Consider the following 13,100-nt stretch of genomic DNA (forward strand, 5'->3'; position numbering starts at 1 on the left):
GTCTAGTAACGTTAAATAATATTTTAGCAATTAAACAACATAAGAGGAATAAAAAGTGAGCGAAGTATTGTAGGGTCTGTTAAACTAGTAATATGTTAAATATCATAAAGATTAGAATGAGATGTTATTTCTATTACATTTTTTACAAAAAATTGCAGTTAAATAGGACTGTTCTCAAACAGTCATGAAATTCGATAAGCATTTGTAATATTATATCAAATTACCATAAATATTTTTAATCATCTTTAAATAAATCTCATTTAAGGTGTTAACTTTCTAGAGAATATTAAGGATAAATAACCTAACTTAGTAGTTTAAGGAAATTACCTTACCATAAAAAATTATAATATTTGCTCATGAACTAATAAATACTTAGAATTTACTTCCTTACTTTTATAGCTTACTAGAAATAAATTTCCAGTAAATAAATGGATCTTTCTTATTTTTTAACGTAACGTATAACTGTAACGATTTTCCTAATAAATCAAATGCTATACTCTGTCAGAGCTTATAGGGCAAGATATTATCCTTAAGGTCTTATATGAACTTAGAGATACTGTTGTACTTTAAGTTATGAACAAATATAATATTATTTATTTCATTGTTAAAACATCTTTAGTTATATTGGTCTTTCTTTGTTAATTCCAAGTTAAAATCTCTTCATTGAGAATCTAAATATTCATAATTATCTCGGGTAAATTCAATCAATTTTAAAGACAGTAATGCTTATATATCCATTTGATTAATTAGATAATGAGTAAAAATGTTGTCCAAAATAGTAAATAAAAACTTAAAAAAATAGCTATTCTAGGTATATTATCAATACTGACACTGTTATTAATGTCGCCACTCCTTATTGCACAAACCTATCCAAACTACATAGAGGTTCAGATGAATGTAAAAAACATATTTGGATGGGTGATAGCTTCGGCGTGATTAACATGACAATTCGCGACTAATGGGCAATACATCACGTCACAAGCTCTAGGTCCTTATGGTGCAGCGTCCTACTGGTTCAGTGTATCTGTACAAACAGGAAAAGTGACAGAAACTGGGAGTTTGAATAGTTTAAGTGCAAACTTACCAGTCACTATAAGAAATTGGGCTGGACAAGAAATATCGGGCCAGCTATATAATGATGTGTATTATTGCGGAGGTAATCAAGTTATCGACTACTACGGATTTAATGGTAACATATGTTATGGTAATTCTAATATACTTCCTATCCCAATAACTATAACATTCCAGTTCGACGAATAAAATATTTTGTTTTTTATCTTTTTTATATGAATAACTTTTTTATTATTTTTAAATATATAATCGGTGATCGGTAAATGAGAATATCTTTCACAACTATAATTGCATTTGTATTAATATTCTTAGGTATATTCATAAACTTCATGCCAACAATAATTTATTATATTCAAGTATATCCTAAGATTCCCCTAAATAGAGTCGAACCAGGGGCTTACTTCACTTATGTAGCGCAAGATTTAGTTATTCCACTAAAATCAACTAACGATAGCAACTTTTTATTATCCATATCTCATGCACTCATTAACGTAACCGTAATAAATAACAACTCTTATAAGGTAACCATAAATGGGTCTTTGTCGATATATGGCTACGATTTCGAAAAGACTTACATTGTTAAAAGTAGCTTTGTACTCAACTCCAGTAATCCGTTCATAAAGATGCTATTCGTCAGTGAAGATAAGCCTGCAGTTTTAGTGGGCAATAGAACAATACTGTTGAAAATTAATCCTAGCTTGTATACATTCCATACATTCAGTGGATTAGACCCATACTCAGCTGAACTTATTAAGAGCGGAGAGCAAATATCTTATATCCTCTTTAGCGGAGATAAGTTTGTGCTATCTAATTTATTCATTGGCTATTTGCAGCCTAACGACACTCTTTACGATGCAACCCATATAGTTTGGAGTTTACTCCAGCATGTAAACACAATAAGGGAATTGACCAGCAATATGTCTCCCTTATTTAACGAGTCTCTCATATCAATAGGTGCGGGATCCTCTAATGTCAAGACGATTAATAACATATTTGGCGAGATACTGTGGGACTTCTCGGTAACTTACTTCCCCATAAACATTGTGATAATATTAATAGGAGTGATAATTATAATCCTTAAGTTTAGAGGGAAGTTGAGTTGATAGTGGAGATCAGTAACGTCTCTAAATCACTGAGTGGTAAGAGGGTTCTTAAGGGGATAACGTTAAGGGCAGAAACTAAGAGGCTAATCTTACTAGGCCATAATGGCTCAGGAAAAACTACGTTGCTCGCAATTATTTTAGGTCTTCTTAAACCTGATTCTGGTTCCGTGAGGCTTAACGGCATTAACCCGTTAGAAAGGAGGGACGAGATACTCAAGCTTGTCTCCTTCGCCTTTGAGAAGCCAAAGTTTGACGTTAACTTTAAGGTTAGGGATGTATACGAATTTCTCAAGAATTTCGCAGAGAGTGATTGTCTCGAGCTCTTCTGGAACGAAATAGGGCTTTCCAAGATTAAGGACAGCAAAATCTTGGAACTTTCATCAGGTCAGACTCAGTTACTCCACTTAATGCAAGCCATATGCAGAAGGTCAGAAATCAAGGTCCTTGATGAGCCCTTCTCCCACCTAGACTATGTTAGGTCTGGCATAATAGGCGATTATTTAGTCAAGAAGGGGTTCCAAGTCATAATGTCTACTCATGTGCCTGAAGAGGCCGACTGGCTAGCTGATTATGTAGTTATACTTAAGGATGGAGAGCTGGTATGGAGTGGACAATTTGAGAGGCTCAGCGAGGACGGATACTATGAGGTTATGGTCAGAGGTCTTTATGTGCCTCCTGGAGTATTGGCCAAAGTAGGAAATGTTTATATAGTCAAGTCAACTCAGGAGGACTTAAAGAAACTCATGCAGGAGGGAAAGATATTAGGTTACAAGAGGGCAGGAGTGAGAAGATACTATGAGGTCTATTAGGTGGTACTTTAAGGGTCTGTTTCCGTTAAAGTTCATGGCATTAATAATTGCAACCTCCCTATTGCTAGAGTCAGCCGTTTATATTACTTCTTCAGACCCAAAAATCGGAATACAAAATCTGGTTATGTTAAGTCTAATGCTGATAAACCCCTTAGTCCTTATCTCCGCTTTTCTTCATGTTTACAGATCAAAGGAGACCACGCTCTTTGAACTCTCTCTACTGGCAAGCTGGAGAGGAATAGCAATAGCCAGAATAGTCTCTGCATTATTATTCGTTTTGATGTTTTGGTCGATACAGTCGTTCTATCTCTTACTTCTAATATTTCTGGCCGAATATAAGGTCATAATATTGAACAGTTTCATAATATTGCTAAGTGCTAACACACTCTTGTGGTTGATCCTAACAACTCTGAATTTCTTCGTAAATTACATCAGTATTGGCCTATTAATTTCTCTCATGTCAAATAAGACTTCCAGCCTCTTACTTGGAGCACTTGTGTTCTTCTTCATGCCATTCTCTGTGATAATTCTGCTATCTAGCTATCAAGAAAACGGAATTGAGCTGAGTGGTCCAATGACATACTTCATCTACTTCCTTAATCCTGAGTGGAGTTATATGTTCAATTTGCAGTACCCTAAGTTAATTGATCTACACTTAATTCAAGGGTTCACCATAAGTGTTGCGGTTAGTATAATCTTAATCACAATATATTATCTCGCGTTTATCAAGCTCCAGTTTAAGCCGTAAAGACTTTGCTAATAATCTAAAAGAGCATATAAATTATCCATATAGCGTGATTCTAATAATCTCAAGCTTAATTCTCGAATAGCACTTTACGTAAAATCCTACGATTGGAAAGTTTTTAAAGTTACATCTAAGGTAGTGTCAATTGCCTAGTAAATAAAATTATATTTAAACAAACTATCTCAGAATTTAGTATAAATATTATCACGATTATTTATGATAATAACTGAGTATCACGATTTTCCTATAAACGTTACTCGAACTTGAGATTAATAATCTGAGAGATTTTGTAACCATATTACAGAGAGATTCCAGTTACCTACAAAGCTGGATACTCCTTCCGAAGCAGCTAAGGATTTTACAGTATTCCAATATATATCACCAGGATAATTAGCATAGCCAAGAGCTAGCACTGTTAAGTTATAACTCTTAAGTAGCTTAGTCTCCTGAATAACAAAACTAGAATTCGAAAAGGATATTTGACCAGGTGAAATTACTTGTGTACCATAATCCTCGAACAAGACGAAATTTATCATCTTTGATATATTCTCTATCAGGGAAAATCCCCTATTAATCCCTATTATTATGTTAGGATAATGACTCCTCGTCCAATTAATTATAGATATTATTCCTTGAGTAACAAAGGGATATTGCTCCACCACATCAACGTCATCAAACATAACTCCTTGAAATCCCATACTAATTACTGTAGTCACTTGAGATTCTATATATTTTTGCCAACTAGGAGAGGAAATATTGACTATGTACTGATCCCAAAGTTGATCATAGCCTATAGTTACGTTCGTATGAGGAGTTAAATTGCCTAAGCTCATATTAGCTAGTTCTCCTAGATCAATATAAGCTATCTTAACTGCCTTTATCTGATTTAACTGCGAGGAGTTAACTTGAGTGGGATCTATTATTACCCAAGAAAAGTTGTTTAGTACTTGAATTATTGTAGAATTTATACAACCATAATAAACCGTGAATTTTGGTTCTATTACTTTAACAGATTGAGTTGGCTTCGTTTCGTTAGAGACTTTAAGATATATGTAAGCTGATATTATGGATACTAAAAACAAGGTAAGGAGTAGTAAGGATATTAATTTATTCATACATACATATGATAAGGAAGAGATAATAAGCCTTCATAGATCAGCATAGTATGAGTTATCAGCATTTAAGAATTGCTTTATATATTTACACTTATTGTTATTTATCTCTAAGACAGATTCAAGAGTAATGATGTTATAAATATAGAAGGATATTAAGAGCTAACACCTTAATATGATGTAATTGTTTGCTAACAATAAGATTCAACTAGATTTTAAGCGTAACAGATAGAAGAAATAGTAACTCTAAATAATAAAGTATCCAATTTTTAACATTATAGCCTCATTTATTTGAATAAATAATATATGTTAATATTCTTTATTTTCTTGTTATATTATGATAACTATTAATAGGATGAGTAGATATTACTACCAGTGCAGATAATAAGGTTTGATAAAAGGTCAACAAACTCTGCGGTAAGGGAGATTCATGACTCTACTGCAATTTCATTTTATTTTCTCATTTTGAGATTAAATAATTGATTATACATTAACAATTGGAGAGACCAAAGAGTTTATACCACAGACTTAATGATAATAATGATATGTAATCAATTATTTCTTCATAGAATTATGCTAGTTATAAGAGAATATTACAAATTGGCAAAAGAAATCTGAATCACTCTGCTGTAAATCCAGGTGTAATGCTAATATGGTGTGAGATAGTATATTATTTAAATTTTTCCTTATCTTTAAATAAAAATCTTATTTTGAATGCTCACTTTTTTATAGAGATTTTCTTTAACTAGAACTTATAAGCAAATAAAGCAATAATTTATACTCTTAAATACATAGAATGAAATCCTATCGATTTTAAGTATCATAACATATCAATTTATTTCCTTATTACTGTTGTCTCATCACTTACATGAATTATAGTTCTAAAATAGTGGAATATATAACATAAAAAATAAATAAAAAAGATAACTTAATTTTTAAAATATATTTAGGTAAAAGTTATATTTAATTGTGAGCCAGCAGCTTCTTCAATTACATTCTCTATTATTTGAACTCCTTGCCAGATATAAGGTACTACTTTATTATTGTATAAGTTTTGCATTATGTAAGTTCCGTTAGCGTTCTTTAGCGGTAATATATTATATAAAGGTCCGTAGGCCATATAAGTTCCGTTAGGACCAGTAATGACAAGGACTGTTACTATATGACCTTTTAGAATTGCTAAAGGTTCGCTAGTATTCTGGAATATTGCATCTAACTGATAATGCATTACTAGTTGATATAAGGGTGTTGGTAAGAAGTGCTTTAATTCTTCTGCACCAACTGTTATTAGCTCTCCCTTAGGTATTGGAGTTCCGTTAGGAGTAGCATTTAACCATTTATTATACATATAAATGAAGTAGAAATGTACTGGTTCATCTGGTTCATATGGAGTATAATTTAAGAATATTAAGCCAGTGGTATTAGGGAACGGTCTGTATGGATTAGAGCTTGCATATACATAAGATAAACTTCCGTATGCTGACATTATAACATACAATGGCCAAGCATCAGACAATGCTACATGGCATCCTTCCCAACCTATTAAATATACATCAACTTGATGAGGGGGAGCAAAATCTTCTGGTGAGGCATAAAAGAACTTTCCAACTGGAACAGTTGCATATAGCGGTGGTACAGCGTTATTCTGCACTTGATTTACTTGAGCTCTTAAATATACTGGTATTGCTGCTGCTATTATAAAGACTAATATTGCAGTTATTACCATTTTCGATTTTAATCCTTCTTTCATATCCATCAATCTATTATTTTATTAAAACTAAAAAAAGTTTTTTCTTTGATTAGACATTATAGTTAAATTTATATTTTTAACTATCTTATCGTGTAATTGGGGTTGGAATTGAAAGAAAGTGTAATAGCCATAATTATCGTTGTTCTTTTAATAATATCTGGAGGAATTGGTTTCTATTTAGGTAAATTATCTTCAAGTAAAATATATGTGACTACGATTACAAAGACTATGACTGCCATAAAGCAGAATTACACAGAGTATAATGTATATTTAAATGGGATAGAATTTATTGACATCTTCTATCCTCAAAATTTACCAAATTCAACCATAGGTCCTAAAAATTATGTAATGTTCGGTCTAACCCCTAACAGAGATCCAGTTATAGATGGAAACTTAAGTGTCAAATGGGAGACTCCGCTAATAGGAAACTTCGAGCAAAATCTAACACTATGGAATGATATAGTTAATCATGTAGGAAAATCTTTTGGCTCAGCTTATAGGCAAGCTACTGGAATTGCAGTTGGTCCTACAGAGGCCAACGGTATAGTTTATGTTGCGAGTGATGCTGGTTGGATATATGGAATTAACGTGTTCAACGGTAAAATAATCTTCGAACTTTATACTCCCGGAACTCTCAGTATGTGGGAACCTCTAATATGGAACGGGATAGGATTAGTAGGTTTAGGAGGTGCAATGTTTGACTATCAACAAGGTGCGCTTAATGCCTTCGGAGGAGGTCATAGGGGACAGTATACTGGAATAAACGGACTATTAGCATTTAACGCAACTAATGGAAAACCATTATGGTTAATTTTAACAAGAGCTCAAGCAATGCCGACTGGCGTAATAGTTAATGGTGTAGTGTACTGGGATACTGGTGACGGAACAATCTACGCTACTAATATTTCAAATGGCAAGATATTATGGGAATATCACTATGACGGCAGTGGAAATATGGCATCACTTGACTACTATGACGGGATAGTAATAGCTGGATTTTCACAATCTTATCCAATGAATATGTCTGCAATTGTTGGAGTTTATGCTAATAACGGGAGTTTAGCTTATATAATCAAACTGCCTTTTGCAACTACTTCTTCAGCGGGTGATGCAGTAATGGCAGTATGGAACGGGTATCTTGTTGATGGAATACTTGGATTTCAGAAAGGAAACCTTCCAATTCTCTCTAATATTGATTCTAGAGAAGTATTAATAGTAGCAAATGTTACTACTGGTAAAATAATTTATATAATGAATATAACTAATATAACTACTCATCCTTCAGATACAAATAATGGTTTTAACCCAGAAATAGTTAATGGGATAATATATCAACCTACAATAGCTGGGAAAATTATTGCTATAAACATATCAAACGGGAGAATACTATGGGAATCGCAACAACTTACAAAGGGCTGGTTACAAGCGGAACCTACATATTATAATGGAATGCTCTTCGTTCCAGCTGGAAATACAATTTATGTCCTCAATGCAAGTAATGGCAAAATAATTGCAACCTACACTACTCAATTCATAATGAGACAACAGTTAATTATAATTGGAAATACAATAATAGAGACTTCAGGTACCAATTGGGTATTTGCCGTTCCCATTTCTGAGATTTTATAATTATAAATAAAAAAGATATCTCCAAAATATTGTCATTATTAATCTATGAAATTTTTATTATAAATAGGGTATGCAAAAATTAAACTATAGCATTTTTGTATATTTGATTTTTTATTACAATTAACACAAAAAACTTACTTTTAAATCTTGAACTTAACAACTTAGAAAATTGAAGGATTCAATACTCCAAATTCCTTAATAATAAATACTCTTTTCTCAGTAAAACTAAAAGGAAAACGACACATAAAGTGTATTTGTTACTTCTGTTAGCTAGATTATTTCTAATTAAGTTACCACAACTCCTTTATTCCTTCGCAACTATTATGAAAGAGACTATATAATAAAGAGAATGTAGATATCACTTATAGAAAGATCATTTTTGACAATGACTACTAATGAACTCTACAGTTTCTCTTATCGAGTCCACATAATTTTCTATTTTTGCAAATCCGTGTCCCTCATCTTTATATATCTTATACTTAACTTCTTTACCCAACTTTTTAAGTTCTTCAACTACTTGCAAAGTTTCCTCAGCTGGACACCTTGGGTCGTTTTCACCAGCTAAGAGAAGTAATGGGGTTCTTATTCTGTCTATAAAGAATATAGGTGATCTATCCCTTAATAGATTTTCATCATTACCTACCTTTATTTCATCATATTGCTGAAGTACTTCTCTCTCAAACTTCTTCTCGGTAAACCAATTTACAAAAGGTACTACAGCAACAGCAGAGCACCAAAGATCTGGAAACTTAGTAATGGCCATCATAGTTAAATAACCTCCGTAACTTGCACCAGTTATAGCAACCTTTTTAACTCCTAAAACTTTCACTGAATTTATAACGTCTAACAGCTCTCCTCCTCCTGGGTCCTTATCATTTAAATGATTAAACTTTCTCCCGTAACCGGTGGATCCCCTATAGTTGGGACAGATTACTTTAAACCCCTTCTCCAAAAGGAACTGAATTTCTGGGTTAAAATTGTTCATGCATTCCCAATCTGGACCACCGTGAATATAGACTACGCCCCTGTCCTCATTACCTTTTTCATATAGCAAAGCATAAATTCTAACCCCATTAGAATCATAAGAGACGACCTTAGGTTTTACAAAATCCCCTTTGATGTCAATCATAGAGTCAGTTAACCTCTCTATTTCTTTTCCATATCTGTACAAATCTGCTGATCTGTCGTGTTTAGAGTTTATAAAATAAAGATAATCACCATCAACCGTCAAGGAGCGTGTAAATCCTTCATTTAAAATCTCCTTCTCATGAACTAGAACAAAATTGCCATGTCTATCTTCAACATAAGCAATAGAACCCTTATATGGAATAGCCTCAAATATTTCATAATCACTTTCCTTTATTTTTCTGATCTCTCCTTTTAAAATATCAAATTCATACACTTTAAACAAATCCTCGTGATTCGAGAGGAAGATGAACGATGAAGGGGAAGTAAAACAATTCTTGTTAGCAAGCTCTTGCTCTGAATTTGGAATATTAATTACATGAATTTCATTACCACTGAGATCTGTTACATGAATATTATTATCGTAAATTCCGGTTGAGTAAACTATGTATTTACCGTTAAAACAGTAATTGTTTACGGGTCCTTCGCCCTTACTTAGCTTTATATATTTTCCTTCATTGTAAAGGTAAAGATGTAATGTCCTTTTATCATAATTTGATATTACCAATATCCCTTCTTTTGTCTCATGGGGAGAAACATTATCAAACTCATTATCAATAATTTTCTCTATCTTCCCACTTTCATAAAGGTAAATCTTCCTTATTTCACTACCGTTAGGGTCTATGATAATAAACATTTTATTTCCGTTTATCCAGTCTACATCCTCAACGTAACCCTCAAGCTGGACTTTTTCCCCATTAACGTAAAGGACCGGTTTTTCATCTCTTATAATTGTAGCAATTTTTCCATTATATACGTCATAATCTAGTACAGGTTTTATCTTGAATAAATCTTCATATTTCATAAATAATAGAAGGAGAGTAAAAATAAAAAGTTATTCAGAAAGCTGGCCTCATATCACCGATCACTTCCGGTCAAGTTCATCACCATAATAAGCTAATTAAGGAGTTTTATTATAACTTTAAATTATTTTCCAATTATATGTAGTTTGGATACACGATTTTTAAGTAAGCATTACGAAGTGTTAAAATCGTTCTTTTTTCTAGGTATGAGTGTGGACTTAGTATCGTCATTGAGCTATTTATATTTCTATAATTTTTAGCACATAGTAATATGTTAATTCGATATTTATATTCACTATAAAGTAAAAGTCATTTAATAAATTTATATATAAATGACGACACAATCTCCACACTCCTAGGTATAATAGAAAAGATTTTATTTGTTTAAATTTATAGAGCTTCTTTAATTTATTTTTTATTTCTTTTGTGAAAAAGAGTGCTTATTTACACTTATTACATGATACCATATAGGAACAGCGACATACCTATGATTTCTGACAAATATAACGCTACTACGAATCCAGCAGCTACTAATGTACCTCCAAAACCGAGAATTACTACACCTAGAATTACTGAAATCATCTTCAACTTATTACCCTTAAAGAGTAAAGCTCTTGCTGCAAAAAATAAAATTATACCGGTTGCAACAATAGTGCCCATTGATGAAGTAGCCATAACTGAGCCTGGAAAGTTTATTGGTAATCCATTTTCTACTACGTTAAATCTCTGTGTTACAATTGAAATAATCAATAATATTGTAGAGAGGAAGGAATAGCCATAATAAGCGTTAATCCACTTTTTTGGAGCTTGTTGTATCGAACCTAGGGAAAGAACTATAACAAGTTCAGCTACCGCAAATACGTAAATTGCACTAAGTAAATATCCACCTATGTTAAATGCGAAAAACTCTTGGCAAATCGAGGCCACGACAAAGAGAATGAAACCAAGAAACCAAAATAACCACATTACATTTCTTGATTTAAAATATCTCATTCCAGTAAAGTACGTAAGTAATATACTTAAAACAAGTGTTATAGTCGCCCAAATCATTGCATCATTCATATGAGTAACCGTTAATGGGATTATATAAAAATCTTTAATCGTAGAGTTCTAGGACTATATATGATTAATAATCGTCGAGTTCAAGCTTGATTTACTTTATAAAATTTTTGAACAAAAATTTAAATAAAAAGAAAAGAGATCTGAATCTAAACTAGTTAAAGACAACAATACAGTAAATAAAATTTTCTAGAGAATATTTTAAAAATCTAACTATACCTATTTAAGAAATATTATCTGGTACGAAAAGACAATAGCCAAATTTAAGTGAAAAAGTCATTATTATGACCTTTAAGTATTACTAACAAGGAACATAACACTTTATAATAGTATTAGGTTATGCTGATGAAAGATTATATGCTTCTTGTTAGATTTGATAAATATTCTTATCCTTAATGTTTAGCTAAACTTTATTTAGAAAATCATTATATATCCTTCAACGTTAAAAATATTTTTAAGAATATGCATCACCCACTAAAAACTGTTAATAAGTAAAACTAGACACTGGACTAAAAACTTCTTATATGTAACGTTATGATAGCTTAAGACATAGTATCTATACTCGATCATAATTTAATAGGGAAATAGTAAGCCTTCTAATTTCACGGAAACCTTAATCATATATTTAGAAGAGTGCATTGCTCTTTAAAATCTCAGAAAGTATAATGTCTTTAACTAACTTTACCTACTATTTAGGGAAAATATTTAAAATACCATTTCAATTATTAAGATTTTATAGAAGTATTTATATCTTTTAAGACTTTAAAGAGAAAATTTTATCTTTTTTAAACAAATTATTCATTTAAGATTATAATCAAATATAAAGAAATTCTAAGAAGTATTAAAATTTTTGTTATATTAAGCTCCTAACCAGCCGTGAACATAGCCGAAAATTTGATACAAGGGATTTAAACCGAGTATTAAGGCTATTGGAACCCATAGTAGGAAGCCGTAAAGTAAATAAAGTGATATTGTAGCTATATCTTTATGTATCTTCCGGAATAATAAATATAGTATTATGGAACCAAAAGGACCTAAAAAGAACATTAATCCTAACCACCTAGTTGAGTCCTTTCTCGTAACTAATAAATAAAATATTCCGATTATGTAACCTATACCAGCGACTAAGCCTCCTAAAAACCATAACAAGTTTTTACGCCACATATATTACACCCCTCTTTAAATATTCACTTAAAATCTCAGAAATTATATTGATAACTTTTTCACGTAAGTTAACATTTCTACCATCTTTAATTTCAAGCTCTTCTAACAAACCGGGATCAATATATTTCCCATTTTTTAAGTTGACTACACATAATAATTTCTTCCCAACTAATATGAATTTTGGCTCAATCTTTATTGAATTATTTTTATAATCATAAGAATATGAGGCGAGAAGTTTAAAGTTAATTTTATTATCTCTTATTAAATTGAACTCCTGTAACTTTTTAAGCACATAATAATAGTAACTTTTACTTATACCTATAAGTTTGAAATCTGAACAAGATAAAACTTTAAGAAGAATATCATTTCTACTTATTTTATTAAATGTATCTATGCTCAACATAACTATATTGGAGCTACCGTCAAATTCTCTTCTTAACTCGTAACACGAGTTCATCATTATAAATATTGCTATTCAATATTATATTATTTTCTACCATTCAAATGCAGATATAACTACCTTGCATGCATATTCTAATTTGTATTTTTATATATTATATTCTAATTTATTTTCTTACCTTGATACATATGATTTTTTAAATAAACTAAGTTACTTTTTAAGATTTATTGTAAGACCTAAGGCGTGAAAATATCATAATAGTTCAACGGT

11 protein-coding genes are annotated in these 13,100 nt (G+C 31.5%); 5 read left to right on the forward strand and 6 right to left on the reverse strand.

What is annotated here, in order from left to right:
* The first annotated feature begins 1,059 nt into the window (after positions 1 to 1,059).
* The 4 genes from D1869_RS09680 to D1869_RS09695 all read left to right on the forward strand — a co-directional run bounded on the left by D1869_RS09680 (position 1,060) and on the right by D1869_RS09695 (position 3,731).
* On the forward strand, positions 1,060 to 1,260 hold the full coding sequence (locus D1869_RS09680) for a hypothetical protein (RefSeq protein ID WP_156014924.1): 201 nt from the start codon (positions 1,060 to 1,062) through the stop codon (positions 1,258 to 1,260).
* Between the two features lie 74 nt (positions 1,261 to 1,334).
* Complete coding sequence (locus tag D1869_RS09685) at positions 1,335 to 2,174, forward strand: hypothetical protein (RefSeq protein WP_156014925.1); 840 nt, start codon at positions 1,335 to 1,337, stop codon at positions 2,172 to 2,174.
* 2 nt (positions 2,175 to 2,176) lie between these two features.
* Entirely contained in the window at positions 2,177 to 2,983 is an 807-nt protein-coding gene (locus D1869_RS09690; RefSeq protein ID WP_184650997.1) for an ATP-binding cassette domain-containing protein, read from the forward strand.
* Positions 2,970 to 3,731: a hypothetical protein gene (locus D1869_RS09695; protein WP_156014927.1), complete on the forward strand. Its 762-nt coding sequence runs from the start codon at positions 2,970 to 2,972 to the stop codon at positions 3,729 to 3,731. The genes D1869_RS09690 and D1869_RS09695 overlap by 14 nt, the downstream gene beginning before the upstream one ends.
* A gap of 266 nt (positions 3,732 to 3,997) precedes the next feature.
* Here the strand turns inward: D1869_RS09695 and D1869_RS09700 are convergent, their stop codons facing one another.
* Both D1869_RS09700 and D1869_RS09705 read right to left on the reverse strand, forming a co-directional pair.
* A complete protein-coding gene (locus D1869_RS09700; protein WP_156014928.1) occupies positions 3,998 to 4,843 on the reverse strand; it encodes an endo alpha-1,4 polygalactosaminidase in 846 nt (281 codons plus the stop codon).
* 943 nt (positions 4,844 to 5,786) lie between these two features.
* Entirely contained in the window at positions 5,787 to 6,596 is an 810-nt protein-coding gene (locus D1869_RS09705) for a DUF929 domain-containing protein (RefSeq protein WP_156014929.1), read from the reverse strand.
* A 96-nt stretch (positions 6,597 to 6,692) separates the two neighbouring features.
* On the opposite strand from D1869_RS09705, the gene D1869_RS09710 reads away from it, so the two are divergent.
* Positions 6,693 to 8,219: an outer membrane protein assembly factor BamB family protein gene (locus D1869_RS09710; protein WP_156014930.1), complete on the forward strand. Its 1,527-nt coding sequence runs from the start codon at positions 6,693 to 6,695 to the stop codon at positions 8,217 to 8,219.
* Between the two features lie 373 nt (positions 8,220 to 8,592).
* On the opposite strand, the gene D1869_RS09715 is transcribed toward D1869_RS09710, so the two are convergent.
* The 4 genes from D1869_RS09715 to D1869_RS09730 all read right to left on the reverse strand — a co-directional run bounded on the left by D1869_RS09715 (position 8,593) and on the right by D1869_RS09730 (position 12,887).
* Complete coding sequence (locus D1869_RS09715; protein WP_156014931.1) at positions 8,593 to 10,209, reverse strand: S9 family peptidase; 1,617 nt, start codon at positions 10,207 to 10,209, stop codon at positions 8,593 to 8,595.
* 451 nt (positions 10,210 to 10,660) lie between these two features.
* On the reverse strand, positions 10,661 to 11,269 hold the full coding sequence (locus D1869_RS09720; protein WP_156014932.1) for a hypothetical protein: 609 nt from the start codon (positions 11,267 to 11,269) through the stop codon (positions 10,661 to 10,663).
* 855 nt (positions 11,270 to 12,124) lie between these two features.
* On the reverse strand, positions 12,125 to 12,430 hold the full coding sequence (locus D1869_RS09725) for a hypothetical protein (RefSeq protein ID WP_156014933.1): 306 nt from the start codon (positions 12,428 to 12,430) through the stop codon (positions 12,125 to 12,127).
* Positions 12,420 to 12,887, reverse strand: a complete 468-nt coding sequence (locus D1869_RS09730; RefSeq protein ID WP_156014934.1) for a hypothetical protein — start codon at positions 12,885 to 12,887, stop codon at positions 12,420 to 12,422. The genes D1869_RS09725 and D1869_RS09730 overlap by 11 nt, the downstream gene beginning before the upstream one ends.
* Positions 12,888 to 13,100 lie beyond the last annotated feature (213 nt).

Source organism: Sulfurisphaera ohwakuensis (genome assembly GCF_009729055.1).
GTDB classification, from domain to species: domain Archaea; phylum Thermoproteota; class Thermoprotei_A; order Sulfolobales; family Sulfolobaceae; genus Sulfurisphaera; species Sulfurisphaera ohwakuensis.

Coding starts and splice junctions, on each gene's coding strand:
- D1869_RS09695 (WP_156014927.1), top strand. CDS start 2,970: ATGAGGTCTATTAGGTGGTACTTTAAGGGTCTGTTTCCGTTAAAGTTC.
- D1869_RS09715 (WP_156014931.1), bottom strand. CDS start 10,209: ATGAAATATGAAGATTTATTCAAGATAAAACCTGTACTAGATTATGAC.
- D1869_RS09685 (WP_156014925.1), top strand. CDS start 1,335: ATGAGAATATCTTTCACAACTATAATTGCATTTGTATTAATATTCTTA.
- D1869_RS09730 (WP_156014934.1), bottom strand. CDS start 12,887: ATGAACTCGTGTTACGAGTTAAGAAGAGAATTTGACGGTAGCTCCAAT.
- D1869_RS09705 (WP_156014929.1), bottom strand. CDS start 6,596: ATGGATATGAAAGAAGGATTAAAATCGAAAATGGTAATAACTGCAATA.
- D1869_RS09700 (WP_156014928.1), bottom strand. CDS start 4,843: ATGAATAAATTAATATCCTTACTACTCCTTACCTTGTTTTTAGTATCC.
- D1869_RS09725 (WP_156014933.1), bottom strand. CDS start 12,430: ATGTGGCGTAAAAACTTGTTATGGTTTTTAGGAGGCTTAGTCGCTGGT.
- D1869_RS09720 (WP_156014932.1), bottom strand. CDS start 11,269: ATGAATGATGCAATGATTTGGGCGACTATAACACTTGTTTTAAGTATA.